This window comes from Mesorhizobium sp. ESP7-2, from assembly GCF_020164715.1.
GTDB lineage: Bacteria > Pseudomonadota > Alphaproteobacteria > Rhizobiales > Rhizobiaceae > Mesorhizobium.
Map to the genome: position 1 here is coordinate 66,686 of NZ_JAIUGQ010000028.1, position 24,744 is coordinate 91,429.

At 62.3% G+C, this 24,744-nt stretch carries 20 protein-coding genes and 1 tRNA gene; 20 read left to right on the plus strand and 1 reads right to left on the minus strand.

Annotated features, from left to right (window positions below):
* Positions 1-21 precede the first annotated feature (21 nt).
* The 17 genes from LB543_RS23285 (at position 22) to LB543_RS23365 (ending at position 19,981) form a co-directional block, all read left to right on the plus strand.
* On the plus strand, positions 22-711 hold the full coding sequence (locus tag LB543_RS23285; protein WP_224615685.1) for an NADH-ubiquinone dehydrogenase: 690 nt from the start codon (positions 22-24) through the stop codon (positions 709-711).
* Positions 712-784: 73 nt separating this feature from the next.
* A complete protein-coding gene (gene nuoG / locus LB543_RS23290) occupies positions 785-2,866 on the plus strand; it encodes an NADH-quinone oxidoreductase subunit NuoG (protein ID WP_224615686.1) in 2,082 nt (693 codons plus the stop codon).
* Between the two features lie 2 nt (positions 2,867-2,868).
* Positions 2,869-3,912, plus strand: a complete 1,044-nt coding sequence (gene nuoH / locus LB543_RS23295; protein WP_023763315.1) for an NADH-quinone oxidoreductase subunit NuoH — start codon at positions 2,869-2,871, stop codon at positions 3,910-3,912.
* Entirely contained in the window at positions 3,912-4,403 is a 492-nt protein-coding gene (gene nuoI / locus LB543_RS23300) for an NADH-quinone oxidoreductase subunit NuoI (protein WP_027025978.1), read from the plus strand. The genes nuoH and nuoI overlap by 1 nt, the downstream gene beginning before the upstream one ends.
* A gap of 241 nt (positions 4,404-4,644) precedes the next feature.
* On the plus strand, positions 4,645-5,265 hold the full coding sequence (locus tag LB543_RS23305) for an NADH-quinone oxidoreductase subunit J (RefSeq protein WP_140758029.1): 621 nt from the start codon (positions 4,645-4,647) through the stop codon (positions 5,263-5,265).
* A gap of 1 nt (position 5,266) precedes the next feature.
* Positions 5,267-5,575 (plus strand): NADH-quinone oxidoreductase subunit NuoK, encoded by a 309-nt coding sequence (nuoK, locus tag LB543_RS23310; RefSeq protein WP_140758028.1) that lies wholly within the window; start codon positions 5,267-5,269, stop codon positions 5,573-5,575.
* Between the two features lie 10 nt (positions 5,576-5,585).
* A complete protein-coding gene (nuoL, locus tag LB543_RS23315) occupies positions 5,586-7,559 on the plus strand; it encodes an NADH-quinone oxidoreductase subunit L (protein ID WP_140812706.1) in 1,974 nt (657 codons plus the stop codon).
* A complete protein-coding gene (locus tag LB543_RS23320) occupies positions 7,559-9,064 on the plus strand; it encodes an NADH-quinone oxidoreductase subunit M (RefSeq protein WP_224615687.1) in 1,506 nt (501 codons plus the stop codon). Before nuoL ends, LB543_RS23320 begins: the two co-directional genes overlap by 1 nt.
* Positions 9,065-9,083: 19 nt before the next feature.
* Positions 9,084-10,520: an NADH-quinone oxidoreductase subunit NuoN gene (nuoN, locus tag LB543_RS23325; protein WP_224615688.1), complete on the plus strand. Its 1,437-nt coding sequence runs from the start codon at positions 9,084-9,086 to the stop codon at positions 10,518-10,520.
* Between the two features lie 4 nt (positions 10,521-10,524).
* On the plus strand, positions 10,525-11,346 hold the full coding sequence (locus LB543_RS23330; protein ID WP_224615689.1) for a biotin--[acetyl-CoA-carboxylase] ligase: 822 nt from the start codon (positions 10,525-10,527) through the stop codon (positions 11,344-11,346).
* 94 nt (positions 11,347-11,440) lie between these two features.
* Positions 11,441-13,111 carry a ribonuclease J gene (locus LB543_RS23335; RefSeq protein WP_224615690.1) on the plus strand — a complete coding sequence of 557 codons (1,671 nt, stop codon included), beginning with the start codon at positions 11,441-11,443 and terminating at the stop codon, positions 13,109-13,111.
* A 377-nt stretch (positions 13,112-13,488) separates the two neighbouring features.
* Complete coding sequence (gene mce, locus LB543_RS23340; protein WP_208702194.1) at positions 13,489-13,893, plus strand: methylmalonyl-CoA epimerase; 405 nt, start codon at positions 13,489-13,491, stop codon at positions 13,891-13,893.
* Positions 13,890-14,174 (plus strand): DUF1467 family protein, encoded by a 285-nt coding sequence (locus LB543_RS23345; protein WP_224598450.1) that lies wholly within the window; start codon positions 13,890-13,892, stop codon positions 14,172-14,174. Before mce ends, LB543_RS23345 begins: the two co-directional genes overlap by 4 nt.
* Before the next feature lie 616 nt (positions 14,175-14,790).
* The gene (gene proS, locus LB543_RS23350) at positions 14,791-16,119 is read left to right on the plus strand and encodes a proline--tRNA ligase (RefSeq protein WP_140758020.1); all 1,329 of its coding nucleotides are present in this window, start codon (positions 14,791-14,793) and stop codon (positions 16,117-16,119) included.
* On the plus strand, positions 16,116-17,402 hold the full coding sequence (locus LB543_RS23355; RefSeq protein ID WP_140758019.1) for a lipoprotein-releasing ABC transporter permease subunit: 1,287 nt from the start codon (positions 16,116-16,118) through the stop codon (positions 17,400-17,402). Before proS ends, LB543_RS23355 begins: the two co-directional genes overlap by 4 nt.
* Positions 17,402-18,082 (plus strand): ABC transporter ATP-binding protein, encoded by a 681-nt coding sequence (locus LB543_RS23360; RefSeq protein ID WP_135915676.1) that lies wholly within the window; start codon positions 17,402-17,404, stop codon positions 18,080-18,082. Before LB543_RS23355 ends, LB543_RS23360 begins: the two co-directional genes overlap by 1 nt.
* Positions 18,083-18,730: 648 nt before the next feature.
* Positions 18,731-19,981, plus strand: coding sequence for a site-2 protease family protein (locus LB543_RS23365; protein WP_224615691.1), 1,251 nt, complete (start codon positions 18,731-18,733; stop codon positions 19,979-19,981).
* A 7-nt stretch (positions 19,982-19,988) separates the two neighbouring features.
* Here LB543_RS23365 and lipB read toward each other — a convergent pair whose 3' ends face one another.
* Positions 19,989-20,732, minus strand: coding sequence for a lipoyl(octanoyl) transferase LipB (gene lipB, locus LB543_RS23370; RefSeq protein ID WP_224615692.1), 744 nt, complete (start codon positions 20,730-20,732; stop codon positions 19,989-19,991).
* Between the two features lie 234 nt (positions 20,733-20,966).
* On the opposite strand from lipB, the gene LB543_RS23375 reads away from it, so the two are divergent.
* From LB543_RS23375 to LB543_RS23385, 3 genes are all read left to right on the plus strand, one after another.
* A tRNA-Leu gene (locus tag LB543_RS23375) sits at positions 20,967-21,051 on the plus strand.
* 136 nt (positions 21,052-21,187) lie between these two features.
* Entirely contained in the window at positions 21,188-22,546 is a 1,359-nt protein-coding gene (locus LB543_RS23380) for a DUF6538 domain-containing protein (RefSeq protein WP_224598439.1), read from the plus strand.
* A gap of 766 nt (positions 22,547-23,312) precedes the next feature.
* On the plus strand, positions 23,313-24,428 hold the full coding sequence (locus LB543_RS23385) for a Fic family protein (protein ID WP_140758015.1): 1,116 nt from the start codon (positions 23,313-23,315) through the stop codon (positions 24,426-24,428).
* The last annotated feature ends 316 nt before the right edge of the window (positions 24,429-24,744 follow it).

Genomic DNA, 24,744 nt, shown 5'->3' on the forward strand with positions numbered 1-24,744 from the left:
AGAAACGACCAGGAGAACTCTATGGCGCCGTATTCGACACCCTACCCATTGATGCCCAATTTGGACCAGATCGAGAAGATGAACCAGGACCTGACCAGGATGATGCCGAAGGAGATGGCCAGCGCCGTCAACCTTTTCGCGCACCCTATCGCAGGTGCGGTGGCGATGTCGGCGCTTGGCATGGGGCTCGCCAATCAAGCCTTCGGCGTCTGGATGGGCGCGCTTTCGGGTGCCGCCGAGGCGTCACAGCGCCTCATGCAGCCGCTGATCGAGGATTTCGAGGCCCGCGTCGAGCAATTCGAAGACGCGTCGTCCACCAGGGCGCGGGCGACGGCGAAGACCATGATTGCCGAGGCGCAGTCCTTTGCGCAGGAAGTTACGGACATTGCCGCCAAGGAAGCCGCCATCACGGCGCCCGTGGCCGATGCAGGTCCGGCAACGGACGATGCTCCCGGTGTGCTGATGCCCGAGGATTTCCGTCAGCCCAAGGCCATGGACAGGCCGGCGGAGCCTTCGGATCTGAAGGCGATATCGGGCATCGGTCCGAAGCTGGAAAAGGTGCTGAACGGCCTCGGTATCTGGACGTTCGCCCAAGTCGCCGCATGGTCGCCGCAAGAGATCGCCTGGGTCGACGACTATCTGTCGTTCAAGGGCCGCATTGGCCGTGACGACTGGACTGCCCAGGCCGCGGCGCTGGCCGCGAAGAAGTGAAAGAAATGTCGGGCGCTGCTTCTGTCGCGCCCGGGAAATGAGATTGCGGGAAATCCGCAGGGGTTTGAGACGAATGGCAAAGCTCAAGGTCGACGGGAAAGAAATCACTGTACCCGACCACTACACGCTGCTGCAGGCGGCGGAAGACGCGGGCGCGGAAGTGCCGCGCTTCTGCTTCCATGAGCGGCTGTCGATCGCCGGCAATTGCCGCATGTGCCTGATCGAGGTCAAGGGTGGGCCGCCTAAGCCGCAGGCCTCCTGCGCCATGGGCGTGCGCGACCTGCGCCCCGGTCCGAATGGCGAGCCGCCGGAAATCTTCACCAACACGCCGATGGTCAAGAAGGCTCGGGAAGGCGTGATGGAGTTCCTGCTGATCAACCACCCGCTGGATTGCCCGATCTGCGACCAGGGCGGCGAGTGCGACCTGCAGGACCAGGCGATGGCCTTCGGCGTCGATTCCTCGCGCTATCACGAGAACAAGCGCGCGGTGGAAGACAAGTACATCGGCCCGCTGGTCAAGACGGTGATGAACCGCTGCATCCACTGCACGCGCTGCGTCCGCTTCACCACCGAGGTTGCCGGCATTTCCGAACTCGGCCTGATCGGCCGTGGCGAGGATGCCGAGATCACCACCTATCTCGAACAGGCAATGACCTCGGAGTTGCAGGGCAATGTCATCGATCTCTGCCCGGTCGGCGCGCTGACCTCCAAGCCCTTCGCCTTCCAGGCGCGGCCGTGGGAGCTGACCAAGACCGAATCCATCGACGTCATGGATGCCGTCGGTTCGGCGATCCGCGTCGATAGCCGTGGGCGCGAAGTGATGCGCATCCTGCCGCGCGTCAACGAGGCCGTGAACGAGGAATGGATTTCCGACAAGACCCGCTTCATCTGGGACGGCCTGCGCACGCAGCGCCTCGACCGTCCCTATGTGCGCAAGGACGGCAAGCTGGTTCCGGCGAGCTGGGCCGAAGCGTTCGCTTCGATCAAGGACGCGGTGTCGAAGACGACGCCTGAGAGGATCGGCGCGATCGCGGGCGATCTCGCGGCGGTCGAGGAGATCTTTGCGTTGAAGCTTCTGATGGCTTCGCTCGGATCGAAGAACATCGATTGCCGCCAGGATGGCGCCGCGCTCGATCCGGCGCTCGGACGCGCCAGCTATATCTTCAATCCGACCATCGAAGGCATCGAGCAGGCCGACGCGGTGCTGATCATCGGCGCCAATCCGCGCTTCGAGGCCTCGGTGCTCAATACCCGCATCCGCAAGCGCTGGCGCCTCGGCAATCTGCCGGTCGGCGTCATCGGCGATATCGGCGATACGCGCTACGACTACGAGCAGCTGGGCGCCGGGCCGGACTCGCTGAAGGATCTAGCTGATGGCAACGGCAAGTTCTTCCAGACGCTGAAGAAGGCGACGCACCCGCTTGTTATCGTCGGCCAGGGCGCTCTGGCGCGCGCAGATGGCGCGGCCGTGCTCGGCCAGGCGGCCAGGCTCGCCGCGGCCGTAAATGCCGCCCGCGCCGACTGGAACGGCTTTGCCGTGCTGCACACCGCAGCGGGGCGCGTCGGCGGCCTCGATCTCGGCTTCGTGCCGGGCGAGGGCGGCAAGAACGTCGCCGGCATGCTGGGCGAGACGGACGTGCTGTTCCTGCTCGGTGCCGACGAGATCGACATGAGCAAGACCGGCGGCGCGTTCGTCGTCTATGTCGGCACGCATGGCGACGCCGGCGCGCACCGCGCCAATGTCATCCTGCCGGCGGCGGCCTATACCGAAAAGTCCGGCACCTACGTCAACACCGAGGGTCGCGTGCAGCAGACCAACCGCGCCGGCTTCGCACCGGGCGATGCGCGCGAGGACTGGGCGATCCTGCGGGCACTGTCCGACGTGCTGGGCAAGAAACTGCCGTTCGATTCACTGCCGCAGCTGCGCGCCAAGCTCTATGGCGAGTATCCGCATCTCGCCCGCATCGACCAGGTCGCGGCCGGCAATGCCGAGGACATCGCCGGCGTGGCGAAGCTCGGCGGGCGGCTGAACAAGGGCGCGTTCACCTCGCCGGTCAAGGATTTCTATCTGACCAACCCGATCGCGCGGGCATCGGCCGTGATGGCGGAATGCTCGGCACTGGCCAAGAGCGGCTTCAAGCAGGCGGCGGAATAAGCATGGACACCTTCTTCTCCTTCTACGTGCTGCCGGCGCTGCTGATCCTGCTGAAGTCGGTCGTGCTGATCGTGGTGCTGCTGATCTTCGTGGCCTACATCCTCTACGCCGACCGCAAGATCTGGGCGGCCGTGCAGCTTCGCCGTGGCCCGAACGTCGTCGGCCCCTGGGGCACGCTGCAGGCCTTCGCCGATCTGTTGAAGTTCGTGTTCAAGGAGCCGGTCATCCCGTCCGGCGCCAACAAGGGCGTCTTCCTGCTGGCGCCGCTGGTTTCAGCCGTGCTGGCGATCTCGGCCTGGGCGGTGATTCCGGTCAGCCAGGGTTGGGCGATCGCCAACGTCAATGTCGGCATCCTCTATGTCTTCGCCATTTCCTCGCTCGAGGTCTATGGCGTGATCATGGGCGGCTGGGCATCCAACTCGAAATATCCGTTCCTCGGCGCGCTGCGCTCGGCCGCGCAGATGGTGTCCTATGAAGTCTCGATCGGCTTCGTCATCGTCACCGTGCTGCTCACCGCCGGCTCGCTCAACCTCAGCGATATCGTGTTGTCGCAGCAGGGTGGGCTCGGTACGCGGCTTGGCCTGCCCAACACGTTCCTCGACTGGAACTGGCTGGCCCTGTTCCCGATGTTCATCATCTTCTTCATCTCGGCCCTGGCCGAGACGAACCGTCCGCCCTTCGATCTGGTCGAAGCCGAATCGGAGCTGGTCGCCGGCCACATGGTCGAATATTCGTCGACGCCGTTCCTGCTGTTCTTCCTCGGCGAGTATGTCGCCATCGTCTTGATGTGTGCCTTGGCCACCATCCTGTTCCTCGGCGGCTGGCTGCCGCCCTTCGACTTCGCGCCCTTCACCTGGGTGCCCGGGGTGATCTGGTTCGTGCTGAAGGTCTGCTTCGTGTTCTTCGGCATCTCGATGGTGAAGGCCTTCGTGCCGCGCTACCGCTACGACCAGCTGATGCGGCTGGGCTGGAAAGTGTTCCTGCCGATCTCGCTGTTCATGGTCGTCGCCACCGCGGCCTTCCTCAAGATCACGGGGTTTGCGTGATGTCCGCTCTTTCCCAGGCCGCAAAATCGCTGCTGCTGCAGGATTTCGTCAGCGCCTTCTTCCTGTCGATGCGCCAGTTCTTCGCGCCGAAGGAGACGATCAACTATCCGCACGAGAAGGGGCCGATCAGCCCGCGCTTCCGCGGCGAGCATGCGCTGCGCCGCTATCCCAATGGCGAGGAACGCTGCATCGCCTGCAAGCTGTGCGAGGCGATCTGCCCGGCGCAGGCGATCACCATCGAGGCCGGCCCGCGCCGCAATGACGGCACGCGCCGCACGGTGCGTTACGACATCGACATGGTGAAGTGCATCTATTGCGGCTTCTGCCAGGAAGCTTGCCCGGTCGACGCCATCGTCGAGGGGCCGAATTTCGAGTTCGCGACGGAGACACGCGAGGAACTCTACTACGACAAGGACAGGCTGCTGGCGAATGGCGACCGGTGGGAGCGCGAACTGGCGCGCAACATCTCGCTGGACGCGCCGTACCGCTGATATTTGACGCATGGACGGGGCGAGGCGCCTCGTCTAGAGGGTGATCCCGAAAAATTGCGGACTTTTCGGACAAGATCATCCTCCGGAAGACAAAAGTGTCGCACGTTTCTTTCGATCGGGTATTTCAACCCGATCGGAACATGCGATAGGACAACGCGGCTTCGGTACCGGAAGTGGGACGAAGCCAGAGATAACGAACAGGACGATTGTCCTGTTTGGACAGGAACCCGGGGGATCCCCAATGCTGAGTGGACTAGAGGCGGCCTTTTTCTACCTCTTCGCCTTTGTCGCGGTGGCGTCGGCGTTCATGGTCATTTCGTCGCGCAACCCCGTGCATTCGGTGCTGTTCCTGATCCTGACCTTCTTCAACGCCGCCGGCCTTTTCATGCTGACCGGCGCCGAGTTCCTGGCGATGATCCTGCTCGTCGTCTATGTCGGCGCCGTCATGGTGCTGTTCCTGTTCGTCGTCATGATGCTCGACGTCGACTTCGCCGAGATGAAGGAGGGAGCCCTGCAATACGCGCCGATCGGCGCGCTGGTCGGGCTGATCCTGGCGGCGGAGCTGATCATCGTGCTGGGCGGCTACACCTTCGCGCCGAAGCTCGCCTCGACCGTCGCAAAGCCCATTCCGGATCTTGCCACGCGCTCGAACACGGCAGCGCTCGGCGACATCCTCTATACCGACTACCTCTACTACTTCCAGATTTCGGGCCTCATCCTGCTGGTTGCCATGATCGGCGCCATCGTCCTGACGCTACGCCACAAGGAAGGGGTCAAGCGGCAGTCGATCGCAGCTCAGGTCGGCCGCACAGCGGCGACCGGCATGGAAATCCGCAAGGTCAAGTCGGGCGAAGGAGTCTGAGATGGTCGTCGGCATCGCACATTATCTGACCGTATCGGCGATCCTGTTCACGCTCGGCGTGTTCGGCATCTTCCTCAACCGCCGCAACATCATCGTCATCCTGATGTCGATCGAATTGATCCTGCTCGCGGTCAATATCAACTTCGTCGCCTTTTCGGCGGCGCTCGGCGACCTGGTCGGCCAGGTGTTCGCGCTCTTCGTGCTGACGGTCGCGGCGGCTGAGGCCGCCATCGGACTTGCCATTCTCGTCGTCTTCTTCCGCAACCGTGGCTCGATCGCGGTCGAAGACGTGAACGCCATGAAGGGTTGACGGAACCACCATGTATCAGGCCATCGTCTTCCTTCCACTGCTCGGCTTCCTGATCGTCGGCCTGTTCGGCACGTCGCTCGGTGCCAAGGCATCCGAATACATCACCTCCGGCTTCCTGGTGATCGCGGCCGTGCTGTCATGGATCGCCTTCTTCTCCGTCGGCTTCGGCCATGGCGAGGTGTTCACCGTGCCGGTGCTGCACTGGATCCAGTCCGGCGGCCTGGACGCCTCCTGGGCGCTCAGGATCGACACGCTGACGGTGGTGATGCTGGTGGTGGTCAACACCGTGTCGGCGCTGGTTCACATCTATTCGATCGGCTACATGCACCACGATCCGAACCGGCCGCGCTTCTTCGCCTATCTGTCGCTGTTCACCTTCGCCATGCTGATGCTGGTGACGGCAGACAATCTCGTGCAGATGTTCTTCGGCTGGGAAGGGGTGGGCCTCGCGTCCTACCTGCTGATCGGCTTCTGGTACAAGAAGCCGTCGGCCAATGCCGCCGCCATCAAGGCCTTCGTCGTCAACCGCGTCGGCGATTTCGGCTTCGCGCTCGGCATTTTCGGCGTCTTCGTGCTGTTCGGCTCGGTCAATCTCGGCACGATCTTCGCCAATGCAGCGACGTTCATTCCTGCCGAAGGCGCGCCGCAGGGTGCGGCCGTGCTCACCTTCCTCGGCCATGCGCTCGACAAGCAGGCGGCGATGACCGTCGTCTGCCTGCTGCTGTTCATGGGCGCCATGGGCAAGTCGGCGCAGGTGCCGCTGCACACCTGGCTGCCGGACGCCATGGAAGGCCCGACCCCGGTGTCGGCGCTCATCCATGCCGCCACGATGGTGACGGCGGGCGTGTTCATGCTGGCACGGCTGTCGCCGCTGTTCGAATTATCGCATTCGGCGCTGACGGTGGTGACCTTCATCGGCGCCTTCACCGCCTTCTTCGCGGCGACCGTCGGCCTCGTCCAGAACGACATCAAACGCGTCATCGCCTATTCGACCTGCTCGCAGCTCGGCTACATGTTCGTGGCGCTCGGTGTCGGCGCCTATGGCGCGGCGATCTTCCACCTGTTCACGCACGCCTTCTTCAAGGCGCTGCTGTTCCTCGGCTCCGGCTCGGTCATCCATGCCGTCTCCGACGAGCAGGACATGCGCAAGATGGGCGGTTTGAGGAAGCTGATCCCGACCACCTACTGGATGATGGTGATCGGCACTCTGGCGCTGACCGGCGTCGGCATTCCGGTGACCGTCATCGGCACCGCCGGCTTCTTCTCCAAGGACGCCATCATCGAAACCGCCTTTGCCGGGCACAATTCCGTCGCGGTCCTGGCCTTCGTGGCTCTGGTCATCGCCGCCGGCTTCACCTCTTTCTATTCCTGGCGGCTGATCTTCATGACCTTCCACGGCGAGCCGCGGGCGAGCCACGAGGTGATGCATCACGTCCATGAATCGCCGCCGGTGATGCTGGTGCCGCTGTTCATCCTGGCGGCGGGTGCGCTGTTTGCCGGCATCATCTTCCACGGCGCCTTCATCGGCGAAGGCTATGCCGAGTTCTGGAAGGCGTCGCTATTCACGCTGGCGGACAATCACATCCTGCACGAGATCCACGAATTGCCGCTGTGGGTCGAGCTCTCGCCCTTCATCGCCATGCTGATCGGCCTGGCGCTGGCCTGGCAGTTCTACATCCGTTCGCCGGAAATGCCGAGGAATCTCGCTGCCCAGCATCGCGGGCTCTACGCCTTCCTGCTCAACAAGTGGTATTTCGACGAGCTCTACGACTTCCTGTTCGTGCGGCCGGCCAAGCGTCTCGGTTCCTTCCTGTGGAAGACCGGCGATGGGACCATCATCGATGGCCTGGGGCCGGACGGTATTTCGGCGCGCGTCGTCGATGTCACCAACCGCGTCGTCAAGCTGCAGACCGGCTACCTATATCACTACGCCTTCGCCATGCTGATCGGCGTTGCCGCACTCGTCACCTGGATGATGCTCTGATGACCGCTTGGCCAATCCTCTCGCTGGTCACCTTCCTGCCGTTGGTTGGTGTGCTGCTGATCCTGTTCATCAACGATGACAGCGAAAACGCGCGCCGCAACATTCGCGCCATCGCGTTCATAACCACGGCGTTCACCTTCCTGGTGTCGCTGTTGATCTGGACCGGCTTCGACAATTCGCAGGCCGGCTTCCAGTTCGTCGAAAAGGTCGCCTGGCTCGATTCCGGCATTTCCTACCATATGGGCGTCGACGGCATTTCCATGCTGTTCGTCATCCTGACGACCTTCCTGATGCCGCTTTGCATTTTGGCGTCGTGGGAAGCGATCGAGAAGCGCGTCAAGGCGTACATGATCGCCTTCCTGCTGCTCGAGACGCTGATGATCGGCGTGTTCTGCGCACTGGACATCGTGCTGTTCTATGTCTTCTTCGAAGCCGGCCTGATCCCGATGTTCATCATCATCGGTGTGTGGGGCGGCAAGCGGCGCGTCTACGCCTCGTTCAAGTTCTTCCTCTATACGCTGGCCGGCTCGGTGCTGATGCTGCTCGCCGTCATGGCGATGTTCTTCCAGTCCGGCACCACCGACATCCCGACGCTTTTGACGCACAGCTTCCCGGCCAACATGCAGACATGGCTGTGGCTAGCCTTCTTCGCCTCCTTCGCGGTGAAGATGCCGATGTGGCCGGTGCACACCTGGCTGCCGGACGCTCACGTCGAGGCGCCGACGGCCGGCTCGGTCATCCTGGCCGCCATCCTCTTGAAGATGGGCGGGTACGGCTTCCTGCGCTTCTCCCTGCCGATGTTCCCGCTGGCGTCCGAGATGTTCGCGCCGCTGGTGTTCACGCTGTCGGTCGTCGCCATCATCTACACCTCGCTGGTGGCGCTGATGCAGGAGGACATGAAGAAGCTGATCGCCTATTCGTCGGTCGCCCATATGGGCTTCGTCACCATGGGCATCTTCGCCATGAACCAGGAAGGCGTGCAGGGCGCGATCTTCCAGATGCTCAGCCACGGCCTGGTCTCGGGCGCGCTGTTCCTGTGCGTCGGCGTCATCTATGACCGCATGCATACCCGTGAGATCGCGGCCTATGGCGGCCTCGTCAACAACATGCCGAAATACGCCACCGCGTTCATGATCTTCACCATGGCCAATGTCGGCCTGCCTGGCACGTCAGGCTTCGTCGGCGAGTTCCTGACCATGCTCGGCGTGTTCCGCGTCAACACCTGGGTGGCGTTCTTCGCCGCTACCGGCGTCATCCTGTCGGCCGCCTACGCGCTTTGGCTCTACCGCCGGGTGATCTTCGGCGCGCTGACCAAGGACAGCCTGAAGGGGCTACTCGATCTGTCGACCCGCGAGAAGGCGATCATCTATCCGCTGGTCGTGCTGGTCATCTTCTTCGGCGTCTATCCCGCACCCGTCTTCGACGCGACGGCCCAGTCGGTCAAGTCGCTCGTCACCAATGTCACCGCATCCATCGGCGCCGCGCAGACCGCGGCGGCGAACTGACCCAGGGGTTTTGCGAACCATGACGCCGGACCTTCTCTCCAGCCTGTCGCTCTCGACGCCCGAGCTGATCCTTGCCATCGGCGCGCTCGCGCTGCTGATGGTCGGGGCCTATTCGCGTTCCAACACCGCCAACACGGTGACCGGCCTTGCCGTCGCCGTGCTGGTGATCGCAGGCGCCTGGCTGATCTTCCACGCAGGGCAGGGCAGCGCCTATGGCAACGCCTTCATCCAGGATTCCTTCGCCCGCTTCATGAAGGTGCTGGCGCTGGTCGGCTCGGCGGTGACGCTCGTCATGTCGATGCGCTTTGCCAAGGTGGAGCGTTTCGACAAGTTCGAATATCCGGTGCTGATCCTGCTTTGCACGCTCGGCATGATGCTGATGATCTCGGCCAACGGTATGATCGGGCTCTATCTCGGCCTCGAACTGCAGTCGCTGGCGATCTATGTGCTGGCGGCGATCAATCGCGACAATCTGCGTTCGACCGAGGCCGGCCTGAAATATTTCGTCCTCGGTGCCCTGTCCTCGGGCATGCTGCTCTACGGCATCAGCCTGGTCTATGGTTACACCGGCAACTTGGGCTTCCACGAGATCGCCACGGCGCTTGGCGGCGGCGAGCGCCAGCTCGGCCTCGTCGTCGGCCTGGTTTTCGTGCTGGCCGGGCTTGCCTTCAAGATCTCGGCCGTGCCGTTCCACATGTGGACGCCCGACGTCTATGAAGGCGCGCCGACGCCGGTGACGGCCTTCCTGGCGGCGGCACCGAAAATGGCGGCGATGGCGCTGATCGTGCGCGTCACCATGGGCGCTTTCAAGCCGATCGCTTCCGACTGGCAGCAGATCATCGTCTTCATCTCGATCGCCTCGATGGCGCTTGGCGCCTTCGCCGCCATCGGTCAGACCAACATCAAGCGGCTGATGGCCTATTCCTCGATCGGTCATATGGGCTATGCGCTGGTCGGCCTTGCCGCCAACAGCCAGGCCGGTGTGCGCGGCGTCGCCATCTACATGTTGATCTACCTGGTGATGACGCTTGGCACCTTTGCCTTCATCCTCGCCATGCGGCGCAAGGAAGGCAATGTCGAGCAGATCAGCGATCTCGCCGGCCTATCGTCGACCAACCCGGTGATGGCGACGATCCTGACCATCCTGATGTTCTCGCTGGCCGGTATTCCGCCGCTCGCCGGCTTCTGGGGAAAATGGTACGTCTTCCTCGCCGCCATCAACGCCAATCTCTATGCGCTGGCGATCATCGGCGTGCTGGCCTCGGTGGTGGGCGCTTACTATTATCTGCGCATCATCAAGATCATGTGGTTCGATGAGCCGGTCGGCGGCTTCGTGCCGATGGCCAGCGAATTGCGTGTCGTGCTCGGCGTCAGTGGCGCCTTCGTGCTGTTCTATGTGCTGATCGGCGGGCCGATCGGCACCTATGCCGAAGCCGCCGCCAAGACATTTTTCTGACGGGATGGCATTTCGGCTGGCTCCAACCTCGGCGTCGGAAGGGTTCCGGCTCGAGGCGCATGACAGTGTCGGCTCCACCAACGCGCTGGCGCTGGACCATGCCCGGGCGGGCGACCCGGGCAAGCTCTGGGTCGTTTCCAAGAGGCAGGAGAGCGGGCGCGGCCGGCGTGGCCGTGCCTGGGCAACGCCGGAAGGCAATCTGGCGGCGACGCTGCTCCTCATCACTGGCGGCGAACTTCGACTTGCCGCGACGCTCGGTTTCGTCGCCGGGCTGGCGTTGGCCGACGCACTCGACGCGGTGGTGCCGAAGGGCCGCATCGCGATAGGCCTCGACGGCGCGAGCCAGGGACAGAACCGCTTCGAGCTGAAATGGCCGAACGACGTGCTCGCCTCCGGGGCCAAGCTCGCCGGCATCCTGCTGGAGTCGGCGATGCTTGACGGTGGCCGCTTCGCGGTGGCGGTCGGCATCGGCGTCAACGTGGTGGCGTACCCGCGGGATTTGCCGTATCCCGCGACATCGCTTCATGCATTGGGCGCGGCTTGCGATGCCGAAATGCTGTTTTTGGCGCTGTCGGATGCCTGGAGCGAGAATGCCCGCCTTTGGGACGAAGGCCGTGGCCTTGCCGCCATCAGGAAGCGTTGGCTTGCCCGCGCAGCGGGCCTTGGCGGCGAGGTTGCTGTCAGAATTGACGGTAATGTGGTGCGTGGCGTCTTCGAGACCATTGACGAGGACTGCCGTTTCGTGATCCGCGACGATGAGGGGTCTGTTCTGACGGTCGCCGCCGGCGATGTGCATTTCGGCGCGGTTGCGTCCGCGCGGGTATAGTTTTGTTTTTGAGCAATTCCGGACTGAAAACCGTTAGACACTTTTTCTGGAATTGCATTAACGGCTTGGCCTGAGGGCCAGGAAGGGAAAAATCATGGCGAAAGCGGACAACGCCGAACTCGTCTTCGTGCCGCTCGGCGGCGTCGGCGAGATCGGCATGAACTTCGCCCTCTACGGCTACGGCCCGCCGAGCGCGCGCGAGTGGATCGTCATCGATGTCGGCGTCACCTTTCCCGACGCGGCGCATCCGGGCGTCGACCTGATCCTGCCCGACACCCGCTTCATCGAGGAGAACCTCGCCAATTTGCGCGGCATCATCATCACCCACGCGCATGAGGACCACTACGGCGCGTTGCTCGACACCTGGCCGAAGCTGAAGGCACCGGTCTGGATGACGCCGTTCAGCGCCGGGCTGCTGGAAGCCAAGCGGCAGGGCGAGCAGGGCGCGCCGAAGATCCCGCTGACGATCTACCGGGCGGGCGAAAAGTTCACTGTCGGTCCCTTCGAGATCGAAGCCATTCCGGTGGCGCACTCCATTCCCGAACCGATGTCGCTGGCGATCACCTCGCCGGCCGGAACCGTCATCCATACTGGCGACTGGAAGATCGATCCGGAACCGACGATCGGACCCAAGACCGACGAGGCGCGCTTCCGCGCCTATGGCGACAAGGGCGTGCTGGCGCTGATCTGCGATTCGACCAATGCGCTGCGCGAAGGCGAGTCGCCTTCGGAAGTGGCCGTGGGCGAGGGCCTGAAAGGCGTCATCCAGGCCGCCAAGGGGCGCGTCGCCGTCACCACCTTCTCCTCCAATGTCGGACGCATCGTCTCGATCGCCCGGGCGGCGCGCGATGCCGGCCGCCAGTGCCTGGTGCTCGGCCGCTCACTGAAGCGCGTCATCGATGTGGCTGACGAGCTTGGCTATATGGACGGGCTGCCGGAGTTCATCGCCGAGGAGGATTTCGGATTCATCCCGCGCGAGAACCTGGTCATCATCTGCACCGGCAGCCAGGGCGAGCCGCTGGCGGCGCTGGCGAAGCTGTCGCGCGACGAGATGAAATCGGTGTCGCTGACGGCGGGCGACACGGTGGTGTTTTCCTCGCGCACCATTCCCGGCAACGAGAAGGCGATCCTCGAAATCAAGAACCGCCTGATCGATCTCGGCATCAAGATCATCGAGGATGGCGATGCTCTGGTACACGTTTCCGGCCATCCCCGGCGCAGCGAACTGCGCAAGATGTATGAGTGGGTGCGTCCGCAGATCGGCGTTCCCGTGCATGGCGAGGCCGCGCATCTGGTGGCGCAGGGTTCGCTGATGTCGACGTCCGGCATCGGCCAGGTGGCGCAAGTGCGCGACGGCGACATGCTGCGGCTCGCGCCAGGTCCGGCCACCATCATCGACCAGGTGCCGTTCGGCCGTGTCTACAAGGACGGCAACCTGATCGGCACCGATCAGGCGATGGGTATTCGCGACCGGCGCAAATTGTCCTTTGCCGGCCATGTCGCGGTCAATGTCGTGCTCGACGAGAAGTATGAACTGGCCGGCGATCCCGATCTGGTCGCAATCGGCGTCGCCGAGGCCGATGGCCGTGGCGAGACGCTCGAGGATCTGATGATCGATGCGGCCGTCGGCGCGGTCGAATCGATCCCCCGCCAGCGCCGCAAGGACCTCGACCTCGTGCAGGAGGCGGTGCGGCGCGCGGTGCGCGGCGCGGCCAACGAAGCCTGGGGCAAGAAACCGCTGGTGACGGTGTTCGTCACCAGGTGATGGGCAATGGCTAGACATTCAGCTGGCAGCCGACGGGAAGTCAGCGAAAAGAACGCTTCGCCGATTCGATGTAGCCTGGCCTGGAAATGGCATGTGATGGCCGGTGACCAGCAGGGGCCGCCGGCGGCTGTCCGGCCGCGAAGGCCGATGCAAGCCTGTCTCTGATATCGACGGCGTCGAGCAGGGCGGCAACTTGAACGACCCGAGATCGAAGGTGAAACCGCGGGCGCGGGCAGGGCTGATTCCGGACATTTCCCTTTGTGCTTTGCTGATATCGGTTGGAAGAGGTGCGACAGTGCGCGCCTCCTGAATGACTGTCGGTCTCGGTTGATTTGACGTATGACGCCAACGTTGGACCTGGGAGAAAAAGCTCGGACATGCTCGGACGGCTGAACCATGTCGCGCTCGCGGTGCCGGACTTGGCCGCCGCCATTGCGGCTTACCGCAACACGCTCGGCGCCGAAGTGACCGAGCCGCAGGCTTTGCCGGAGCATGGTGTCACCGTGGTGTTCGTCAATGTCGGCAACACCAAGATCGAATTGCTGGAGCCGCTTGGCGAGGGCTCGCCGATCGCGGCATTCCTGGCGAAGAACCCGTCGGGCGGCATGCATCATCTCTGCTACGAGGTCGACGACATCCTGGCCGCGCGCGACCAGCTCAAGGCCGCCGGCGCCCGCGTGCTTGGCGACGGCAATCCCAAGATCGGTGCGCACGGCAAGCCGGTGTTGTTCCTGCATCCGAAGGATTTCTTCGGTACGCTGATCGAACTGGAGCAATCATGAACTGGGTCTCGTTCACCGCCCTGTTTTTCGCGACCTGGTGGGTGGTGCTGTTTGCCGTTCTGCCGTTCAGCGTCAAGACGCAGGACGACGACCACGACGTGACGCTGGGCACGGTTCCGAGCGCGCCGCGCGGGCCGCATATGTTGCGTGCCGTGATCCGCACCAGCATCGCGACGGCGATCCTGATGAGCATTTTCTACGGTTTGACGCACGGGCTGGGATACAGCCTCAACGACATCCCGCACATCGTGCCGGATTTCGGCCAGACCCCAACGAAATAGAAAGTCCTGGGATTGAGATGAGGCCCCGCCCGGCGGCCATGGGCTGCTGACGCAAGGTCATGTAGCCTGGCAATTCGCGGCGCTAACCAGATGATTGCACAAAAAAAATGCAAGGCACAAGGCCTTGCAATTAAACGCGTCCGATCTGTTTCCGGTATCCGGCGGCAGCGAGTAACCGCGCCTAGATCGCATCCTCCCAAGACTTTGACCGCGTAGGAAGGCAGATTTGTTTCTGCCCTCTCGGTTATCAGGGCACATTAGCCTAACGGAAATGAAAATGTCACGAAGAATTTTGCCTTGAAACGGGCATTCTCGTGCTGCACTGCACAATAGTGCGGCAGGCTTTGCTTTTGAAACGACCAGGCAATGTCGAGACAGCCTTTGCGGCATGTTCGCGATTGACGCGCGCAAAGAATTGGCGGCTCAATCCGAAGAGGTTCGGTGCGTTCCATTGTCGGCGCGGACTGATCCGGAAGCGCGGGATTCCGGGGCGGGAGGGGCTGATGTGGTGGGATGGCCGGGTTTCCATTCCGTCATGAAATCGCTATGAAGCCGGGGCAAGCAAGCCTGCGCCCTGCCGATTCTGGCGTGGCCATTCTCATTCACGGACCAGTCCATGCGTTTGTCGCGCTATTTCCTGCCTATCCTCAAAGAAAATCCGCGCGAGGCCGAAATCGTCTCGCATCGGTTGATGCTGCGCGCCGGCATGATCCGCCAGCAGGGGCAGGGCAGTTTTTCCTGGCTGCCGTTGGGCAAGCGGGTGCTGGACAAGGTCTGCAAGATCATCCGCGAGGAACAGAACCGCGCCGGCGCGCTGGAGATCCTGATGCCGACCATCCAGTCGGCCGATCTTTGGCGCGAGAGCGGCCGTTACAACGACTACGGCAAGGAGATGCTGCGCATCAAGGACCGTCAGGACCGCGACATGCTCTACGGACCGACCAACGAGGAAATGGTCACCGAGATTTTTCGCGCCTACGTCAAGTCCTACAAGGACCTGCCGCTCAACCTCTACCATATTCAGTGGAAGTTCCGTGACGAGGTGCGGCCGCGCTTCGGCGTGATGCGTTCGCGCGAATTCCTGATGAAGGATGCCTATTCCTTCGATCTCGACTTCGAGGGCGCGCGAGCCGCCTACAACAGGATGTTCGTGTCCTATCTCAGGACGTTCACCCGCATGGGCCTGCAGGCAATCCCGATGCGGGCCGACACCGGGCCGATCGGCGGCGATCTCAGCCACGAATTCATCATCCTGGCCGATACCGGCGAAAGCCAGGTCTTCTGCCATCGCGATTATCTGTCGCTTGCCGTGCCCGGAGCGGAAACCGACTTCGCCAATGACGGCGAGATAGCAGACATCGTCAAGACGTGGACGACGCCCTACGCCGCCACCGACGAGATGCACGACGAGGCGGCCTGGGAGAAGGTCCCGACAGGCGACCAGGTCTCGGCGCGCGGCATCGAGGTCGGCCATATCTTCCACTTCGGCGAGAAATACTCCAAGCCGATGGGCGCCAAGGTGACGGGCCCCGACGGCAAGGATCATTTCGCCTCGGGCGGCTCCTACGGCATCGGCCCGTCGCGTCTGGTCGCGGCGATCATCGAGGCCAGCCACGACGAGAACGGCATCATCTGGCCGGAAGCGGTGGCGCCGTTCGATATCTGCCTGATCAACATGAAGGCGGGCGACGCCGAGTGCGATCGCGTCTGCGACGAGCTCAACGCTGCCTTCACCGCCGCCGGCAAGGATGTGCTCTACGACGATACGGACCAGCGGCCGGGCGGCAAGTTCGCCACCGCCGACCTGATCGGCCTGCCCTGGCAAGTGATCGTCGGACCGCGCGGCGTGGCCGCCGGCGAGATCGAGATCAAGAATCGCAAGAGCGGTGAGCGCGTGACGCTGCCGATCGCCGACGCGAAAAAACGCTTCGGTGCCCCCGCATGAGCGAGGCGGCGGCAGCGAGATCGGCGGGCGCCGGCCCGTTCTCAATCTTCGAACGCACGGTTGCGTGGCGCTATTTGCGCTCGCGGCGCAAGGAGACGGTGATCTCGGTGATCGCCTCGATCTCCTTTCTCGGCATCATGCTGGGCGTCGCCACGCTGATCGTCGTCATGGCCGTCATGAACGGGTTCCGCGCCGAGCTTCTGACGCGCATCCTCGGCGTCAACGGCCACCTGATCGTACAGCCGCTCGATTCGCCGCTCGAGGACTATGCCCAGGTCGCCAGCCGCATCAACGGCGTGCCAGGCGTCAAATACGCCATTCCGCTGATCGATGGCCAGGTGCTGGCGCAAGGCAATGTCGGCGGCGGCACCGGCGCGCTGGTGCGCGGCATCAGGGGTGAAGACCTCGGCAAGATCGCCATCGTGGCCAAAAACATCAAACAAGGTTCGCTCGACGGCTTCGATACGGGCGACGGCGTCGCCATCGGCAAGCGCATGGCCGAGAATCTCGGCCTGGCGCTCGGCGACACCATCACCTTGATCTCGCCGGACGGGGATGTGACGCCGCTCGGTACCACGCCGCGCATGAAGGGCTACAAGATCGCCGCGATCTTCGAAGTCGGCATGTCGGAATATGACAGCTCCATCGTCTACATGCCGTTCTCCGAGGCGCAGCTCTATTTCAACATGGACGGCCGGGCGCAGACGATCGAAATCTATGTCGACAATCCCGATGATGTCGACGCGCTGAAACCCAAGGTGGAAGAGGCGGCACAACGCCCCATCGACCTCGTCGACTGGCGCCAGCGCAACGAGACCTTCTTTTCCGCCCTGCAGGTCGAGCGCAACGTGATGTTCATGATCCTGACGCTGATCGTGCTGGTGGCGGCGCTCAACATCATTTCCGGACTGATCATGCTGGTGAAGGACAAGGGGCATGACATCGCCATCCTGCGCACCATGGGCGCCTCGCGCGGCGCCATCCTGCGCATCTTCCTGATGACGGGGGCAGCGATCGGCGTGACGGGCACGCTCGCCGGCGTGCTGCTCGGCGTGGTGATCTGCACCAACATCGAATCGATCCGCCAATTCTTCTCCTGGATGACCGGCAAGGTGCTGTTCAATCCGGAGCTGTATTTCCTCAGCCAGTTGCCGGCGAAGATGGATCCGCGCGAGACGACCTACGTCATCATCATGGCGCTGGCGCTGTCCTTCCTGGCAACGGTGTTTCCAGCGTGGCGGGCGGCCCGCCTCGATCCGGTCGAAGCCTTGAGGTACGAGTAGTGGCCGAGGTCATTATCGAGCTGAAGAGCGTCGAGCGGCACTATGTCCAGGGGCCGCGCAAGCTCACCATCCTGAACGGCGCCGACTTTTCGCTTCGGCGCGGCGAGATGGTGGCGCTGGTGGCGCCGTCGGGCACCGGCAAGTCGACGCTGCTGCACACGGCGGGCCTGCTGGAGCGTCCTGACGCCGGCGACGTGATCCTGTCCGGCCGGGCCTGCGGCCGGTTGTCCGACGATGAGCGCACCTCGATCCGCCGCAACGATGTCGGCTTCGTCTACCAGTTCCATCATCTGCTGCCGGAGTTTTCGGCGCTGGAAAACATCATGATGCCGCAGCTCATCAAGGGGCTGCCGCGCAAGGAAGCGGGCGAGCGCGCGGCGCAGCTGCTCGATTACATGCAGATCGGCAAGCGGGCATCGCACCGGCCATCCGAGCTGTCCGGCGGCGAGCAGCAGCGAGTCGCCATTGCGCGCGCCGTTGCCAATGCGCCGCTGGTGCTGCTCGCCGACGAGCCGACCGGCAACCTCGACCCGGTCACCGCCTCTTATGTCTTCGAGGCGCTGGAAGCGCTGGTGCGGCAATCGGGACTCGCCGCGCTGATCGCCACGCACAATCACGAGCTGGCATCGCGCATGGACCGGCGTGTCACGCTCGCCGACGGCAAGGTGGTGCCGCTTTAAGGAATGGTTTCGCCCGGGGTGTACCGTGCGGAGATGGCTTAGAATCGCCAGTGAGCGTTCATTGCGATCAGCGTGGACGATATCGCGCTCGTCGCCAGAATGAGCAGCCAAACTACAAAATTACGAGAGAGGCGTCGCCTGCGGCCTTGTCGCATCCGCTTTCGCCAGCGGTCACCTTGATTTGCGCCTCCGTATTTCCCCATATCCATCGCTCAGCAGTGCCTCAGCCCAAGAACTATCGTCTCGGCCAAACTTTAATACAGGCGCGCGCTAATCCTGATCCTCCGGGAGTGGAAGCCTACGCCGCCGTGCTTTCAACCGGGCCTCAGGCGAGCGATTAACCTTTCGCTAACCGTGCAAAATTCCCACCCGTCGCCATATCTCCTAGCGATTGACATTGGAACAAAATTAGAACAAATTGGAAACATATCCACAACAGGGGAGAGAGTTATGACCGATCTGGTTCAGGATGTCATCTCGCTGGTTTGCATGAGCGCGTTTCTTGTTTCCATGGCGATCTGGATCGGAGCCATGTGAGCTGGCGGCATCCGCCATCGCTGTTCCCGATGGCCATAAGCCGCTCCGCCGTTAAGCTTTTCTTGCCGCCGCGACGTTAGGGTGCGCCTCCAGGCAGGGAGCAACGTCCAGGTGTCGCCCATCGTCACGGCCATTCTCGTGGCCAGCAATCTCGGGCTGATCTTTCTCTTGATGACCGTGCCGCTCGGTTTGCGCACGGTCCGGTCCAGTCGCATCGTGGCGATGGACCGGCAGCGCCTGTGGCAGGCGCTGTGGCCGCTTGGCAGCGATGCCGGATGGTCCGGCGAGATCCTGTCGGCGCAGCCGCTGGACGAAGGGGGTGTGGCCCGAATCATGCTGTCGTGGGAAGGCCGCGACGGCAAGCCGATCGAGCGCAGGGCGCGGTTTGAAGATGTCGTCGAGGGCAGCCGCTTCTCGATGCGGGTGATCGAGGACACCGCGCTCGATGGCTCGTTCTGGAAGGATTATGGCGAGACCGCCGAACTGGTTTCGCAGGGCAGCGGCACACGCGTGACGCTCAGCCGGACCGACCGGTACCGCGGCGTCGCCTTCCTGGTGTTCCGTTACTTCGCCATGCGCCGCGAGCTCTCCAAGCTGCAGCGTTGGGCAAGGACCGGGCAGTATCGCAAGGGCGGCTGGTTCGAGCATCCGCTGAGTCAGGTCGGCTTTGCCGTGCTGTCGGCATTGATGCTGTGGCCGTTCTTCGGCCTTCACCTCGGCGGGCTGGCGTTGGCCGCGATCCTGACGTCGGTGGTGGCGCTGCACGAACTCGGCCACATGGCGGCGTTCCGGCTGACAGGCCATCGCAGGGCGCGGATGATCTTCATCCCGCTGCTTGGCGGCATCGCCATTGGCGGCCGGCCCTACAACAGCCGTTTCGAAGTGGCCTTCGTGGCGTTGATGGGGGCGGGGTTCTCCGCCTTCCTGGTGCCGATCGTCATTGCCGCCAGCGTGCTTGCCGGCAACGAGGGTCACAAGGCCGCGGCCGCGCTGCTGGCCGCGCTTGCAGGTTGCGTGGCCCTGTTCAACATCGCCAATCTGGTGCCGGTGTGGAAATTCGACGGCGGCCAGGTGCTGCGCCAGATCTGCCCGGGGCCGGTCGTCCTGGCTCTGGCGTCCTTCTCGCTGCTTTCGGCCTTTCTGGCGCTCGGCTGGCGGGCTGGTTTTTCGTCAGGCTTCCTGCTCGCGGCCGGTGCGGTTTTTTCGATCCTCAGCCTGCTTACCGTCGGCAGCGGCGTGAAGCCACGTCACGAACTGGAGCCGATCGACACCGTCGACCGTTTCGTCATCGCAGGGGCCTTGCTGGCGGTGTTCGCCATCCATGGCTGCGGCGTGTTGTGGGCGTCAGGGCAACTGATCTGAAGCACCGTCAGCCGGTCTTGCGGGCCGCTTCGGCGGGCAAGGCCTCGGCAGGACCGAACACATCCTCGAACGCGGATTTCAGCGCGAGATCAAGGTCGGCCATCGTCAGGGGAAGGCCGAGGTCGACGAGGCTGGTGACGCCGTGGTCCGAGACACCGCAAGGAACAATGCCGCCGAAATGGGCGAGGTCCGGCTCGACATTGATGGCGATGCCGTGGAAGCTCACCCAGCGACGCAGCCGGATGCCGATTGCCGCGATCTTGTCCTCGCCCAATGAGCCGTCCGGCAAAGCAGGGCGATCGGGCCGCACCACCCAGACGCCGACCCGGTCCTCGCGGCGCTCGCCGCGCACGTTGAAGGCGGCGAGCGTACCGATGATCCATTGTTCGAGCGCCGCGACGAAGGCGCGCACGTCCTCGCGCCGGCGCTTCAGGTCGAGCATGACATAGGCGACCCGCTGGCCGGGTCCGTGATAGGTGTATTCGCCGCCGCGTCCGGCCGCGAAGACCGGAAAGCGGTCAGGCTCGATCAGGTCCTCGATGCGGGCGCTGGTGCCTGCGGTATAGAGCGGCGGATGTTCGACCAGCCAGACCATTTCGCCGGCAGCTCCGCTGCGGATTGCGTCCGCACGCGCTTCCATGAAGGCCAGCGCATCAGGATAGGCGGTAAGGCCGGGCTCGACCAGCCATTCGACCGGCGCCGAACCGGGCAAGGGCAGGAACGACGTGGCGATCTGGCTGCGTTCTGTCATGGCATGTCGCTTTGCTTATGCATGTCGTGGTCCCAAAACCGCCTTGCACTTTTGGGCGACATGCCTTTGGCATCCATATGGCGATATCGGGCGCAAACGTCCAGTTCCGGATGCTCGTTGCAATCCTCTGGAACGTTATGCCAATTGCCTGACATTATTGCTCGCGACGCACTTGTTTCGCCGGAAACGATTTGCTACACGCCGCGAGCCGGTCGGTTCCGGCTCCTACCACGTGCGGTCGTGGCGGAATTGGTAGACGCGCAGCGTTGAGGTCGCTGTGGGGCAACCCGTGGAAGTTCGAGTCTTCTCGACCGCACCATTGGCAAAATCGGTAAGTAGCTGATTTTAAAATAAAATAGGCGGCTTTGCCGCCTTTTTTATTGACAGTTTGGCCAGATTTGCACTACAAATTGCACTGCACGTTACATCATCGGCAATCATGCCGGGTGTTCGATATGGCCAAGAAAATACCGTCCTCTTCAAGCTCGCCAGACCCTGATCGATATCTAAAAAAACGCGCATCGAGATGGCATTACGTCCGACGTGTCCCGGCCCACGTCGCGGGCTTCGATCCGCGCGGAACAATCCAGGTTTCACTGAAAACCTCCTCCCACGAAGTCGCCCGCATCAAGCGCGATGCCTTCGAGAAGGCCGACGATCTCTATTGGTCGGGACTCGCCGACGGACATCAGGCCGAATCCGTCGTGTCCGCTTACAATGCCGCGAGAACCCGTGCCCTGGCCCTTGGTTTCGAATACCTGTCATCCGCGAACCTTGCCGCCAGCCGTTCGCTGGACGAGATCCTGCGACGCGTCGAAAAAGCGAAAGGCTCAGGCGGGCGAGAGGCGCCCGCACTTCTTGGCGCGCATGAGAGGCCGGCGCTTACCGTCCGGGAAGCCACGGAGTATTATTTCAACACTATGGCCGCCGACGAGGCGCGGGGCATGAGCGAATACCAATTCGCGTCCTGGAAAAAGGTGAAGAGATATGCGGCGGAAAGCTTCATATCGGTCGTCGACAACAAGCCACTTCTTGAGATCACACGGGCCGATGCCCAGAGGTATTACGAATTCTGGCTCGACCGCGTGAAAGGCTCCAAAGGCGGGAAGCGCATGTCCTCAAACACCGCAAATCGTAGTTTCGGCAATATGCGGAAACTGTTCAAAACCTACGTGAACTGGCTCGCGCTCGATATCCGGAACCCTTTTGACGGTCTGTCGTTTCGCAACCGCAAAAGCGACCGGCGTGTGGTTCCTCCGTTCGAAGCCGAGTGGATAAAGACCAAGTTCCTTGTGCCTGGCGCGTTTGGCCGTCTCAACGATGATGCCCGGCTCATTTTCCTCGCCTTGATCGAGACCGGCTGCCGGCCCTCCGAGATCTGCAATCTGAGACCAGAGAACATAAGGCTCAATCATCCGGTCCCCCATCTCGCCATCCGGTTTCAGCCGGACCGCCTGATCAAGACAGAGTCGAGCATTCGCGAAATTCCGCTTCTTGGTGTCTCGCTCGAAGCCATGAAGCGCGCGCCAAAGGGATTCCCTCGTTACAGTGACAAAGAGACCAACCTTTCGGCAACCCTCATGAAGGGCCTCAGATCGGCAAAGCTGTTGCCCTCTGAGGAGCACAGTGTCTATTCGATCCGCCATTCTTTCGAAAAGCGAATGCAGGAAGCGGGGCTGGATTACGATTTGAGGTGCCGGCTGATGGGACACGCCAATGACCGGCCGCAATACGGGGACGGCGGTTCGTTGGAATGGCGGCGCGATCAGCTCAAGAAAATCGTCCTACCCTTCGATCCTGCGATCCTTGCATAGGCGGACGACTAAATCCGACCCTTGGCAGCACGCAGGCGATCTGCCCGGGACGCCAATTGCTCTCGCTCGTGCTCCAGGCGCTCGAAAATCGGCCAATAGCTTTCGCCTTCTGGCCGTGTCTCGATCAAATGGGCAACATAGGCGAGGGCCTTTTCGACCCGTGGAAGAAAAAGGACTTTTGCATCACTGCGTTTCCGATCTCCCCAGCAGTCCTCCACCTGGTCACTGGTATGAGATTGAAAGCCGATGTCGACAGGCCGAGCGGCATCTGAGGCAAGGCGACCCTCATTCTCAACACGGTTTCTCCAACGGCGAGGGCCGCGGCGTTCGTTTGTTGCGGCTCCGGTAGGCTCGCTGTTTCGAGAATGATCTATTTCCAATTTGGGCATCGTGCAGTCCGCGAAATTTGACGTGCGGGCGCTGGCCTGCTCGCGGACAGGAGGATGCTTCGGCAAGGTGCTTGTTGGAAGTTTTCGATCTGACCGATCACACAAAAGGATGCTGCGGCGTAAGAACGGGCTGGGAAGTCCGAAAGGGTATGGTTTCTTCACGGTCGATGCCGAATTTACGGGGGCGGCGCGAAGATGAGCGGCATATTGCGCGATATTCGCTTGAGTTCGGTTCACGAGAGCCCGGCCGGCTTTGGCGGATGCGCCCAGATATGGGTATTTACGGCCATCTATTGGGTGCCGGCTGAGGCATAGGTAAGATTGCTATAGCTCACATTGTTCGCTATTATGAGTTATAGAAAGGCGCTCTATAGCTCATGGCATGGAATTGGGAGCAGGCCGACTGGCCGCATTTTACCTACGACAAGATGGCATTGGACCCGCTGGAAAGCGAGTTCCTATTGCGATCGGGCGAGTTCCTCGGCGTCTTTCGTCACGTCGGTTCCGAGGATCGCGATCAGATCCGCATCGAGCTTATCAGCGAAGAGGCTTTGAAGACATCCGCCATCGAAGGAGAATATCTCAACCGCGAGAGCCTGCAATCGTCCTTACGCCAGCAACTTGGGCTTGGAGCTGAAAACAGACGCATTCCGCCAGCGGAGCGAGGCGTCTCCGAAATGATGGCCGATGTGTACTTGCATTTTGCGGAACCGCTTTCTCATCGCACCCTCTACGCCTGGCACAAGATGGTGATGTCGGCCGAACGGCGCATTGAGACTATCGGCAATTACCGCCAGCATGCCGATCCGATGCAGATCGTCTCCAATCGGCTGGACAAGCCCAAAGTGCATTTCGAGGCGCCGCCCTCATCGCGCGTGAAGGCCGAAATGGATGCTTTTACCATCTGGTTCAACAATACTGCGCCCAAAGGCAAGGCTCCGCTTCCCGCGCTGACGCGCGCCGGTATCGCGCATCTCTATTTTGAGAGCATCCATCCGTTCGAAGACGGCAACGGCCGCATAGGGCGTGCCCTTTGCGAAAAGGCGCTGGCGCAAAATCTGGGCGAGCCGAGCCTAATCACGCTGGCCTATACAATCGAGCGTCATCGCAAGGCCTACTACGACAGCCTGGAAGCCAGCAACAAGAGCAACGCGATTACCGACTGGCTGCTCTACTTCGCCAACACGATCCTTGAAGCGCAGCGCGTAACGCTTGCTCGTGTCGAATTCTCCGTCGCCAAGGCCAAGTTCTACGAGCGCCATCGGGGTCAGTTCAACGAGCGCCAGGAGAAGGTGATCGATCGAATGTTCCGTGAAGGTATCGATGGCTTCAAGGGTGGTCTCAGCGCCGAGAATTACATCGCCGTCACCCAGGCGTCGCGCGCCACGGCGACAAGGGACCTGCAGGATCTGGTTGCCAAGGGTGCGCTGACAAGAGCTGGTGAACTCCGACACACACGTTACACGCTGAATATTCGCGACGATCGTGCGTGAATTCCATCAGCGAACCAAGGGACAGGCTGTTAAACAGCCGGTCTCAATATTGGTGAGTGGCGGGCTACCAAGCAGGAGGTCGTGAAATGGGTTACCCGCGATCGGAAGCCTAGGAAAAGAGATGGCGCTGCCATTCTCGCGGTCAGGTCACGGCTCAAGCCGGTAGACATCCATTGATATCTGAAAGCTCGCTTGTGGGGGCTATTTACGCCAGAAGGACCGATAGGCCCCTACCGCTGCCCCATCCGCGCGCCTTCCTTCGCCCACTTGCAGGCAATGGACTACCTACGCCGGGGATATGTCTGCCGAGGTCTCA

Coding starts and splice junctions, on each gene's coding strand:
- LB543_RS23345 (WP_224598450.1), top strand. CDS start 13,890: ATGAACTGGGTCTCGTTCACCGCCCTGTTTTTCGCGACCTGGTGGGTG.
- mce (WP_208702194.1), top strand. CDS start 13,489: ATGCTCGGACGGCTGAACCATGTCGCGCTCGCGGTGCCGGACTTGGCC.
- nuoG (WP_224615686.1), top strand. CDS start 785: ATGGCAAAGCTCAAGGTCGACGGGAAAGAAATCACTGTACCCGACCAC.
- nuoL (WP_140812706.1), top strand. CDS start 5,586: ATGTATCAGGCCATCGTCTTCCTTCCACTGCTCGGCTTCCTGATCGTC.
- lipB (WP_224615692.1), bottom strand. CDS start 20,732: ATGACAGAACGCAGCCAGATCGCCACGTCGTTCCTGCCCTTGCCCGGT.
- LB543_RS23330 (WP_224615689.1), top strand. CDS start 10,525: ATGGCATTTCGGCTGGCTCCAACCTCGGCGTCGGAAGGGTTCCGGCTC.
- nuoH (WP_023763315.1), top strand. CDS start 2,869: ATGGACACCTTCTTCTCCTTCTACGTGCTGCCGGCGCTGCTGATCCTG.
- LB543_RS23320 (WP_224615687.1), top strand. CDS start 7,559: ATGACCGCTTGGCCAATCCTCTCGCTGGTCACCTTCCTGCCGTTGGTT.
- LB543_RS23335 (WP_224615690.1), top strand. CDS start 11,441: ATGGCGAAAGCGGACAACGCCGAACTCGTCTTCGTGCCGCTCGGCGGC.
- nuoN (WP_224615688.1), top strand. CDS start 9,084: ATGACGCCGGACCTTCTCTCCAGCCTGTCGCTCTCGACGCCCGAGCTG.
- LB543_RS23385 (WP_140758015.1), top strand. CDS start 23,313: ATGGCATGGAATTGGGAGCAGGCCGACTGGCCGCATTTTACCTACGAC.
- proS (WP_140758020.1), top strand. CDS start 14,791: ATGCGTTTGTCGCGCTATTTCCTGCCTATCCTCAAAGAAAATCCGCGC.
- nuoK (WP_140758028.1), top strand. CDS start 5,267: ATGGTCGTCGGCATCGCACATTATCTGACCGTATCGGCGATCCTGTTC.
- LB543_RS23285 (WP_224615685.1), top strand. CDS start 22: ATGGCGCCGTATTCGACACCCTACCCATTGATGCCCAATTTGGACCAG.
- LB543_RS23355 (WP_140758019.1), top strand. CDS start 16,116: ATGAGCGAGGCGGCGGCAGCGAGATCGGCGGGCGCCGGCCCGTTCTCA.
- LB543_RS23380 (WP_224598439.1), top strand. CDS start 21,188: ATGGCCAAGAAAATACCGTCCTCTTCAAGCTCGCCAGACCCTGATCGA.
- nuoI (WP_027025978.1), top strand. CDS start 3,912: ATGTCCGCTCTTTCCCAGGCCGCAAAATCGCTGCTGCTGCAGGATTTC.
- LB543_RS23305 (WP_140758029.1), top strand. CDS start 4,645: ATGCTGAGTGGACTAGAGGCGGCCTTTTTCTACCTCTTCGCCTTTGTC.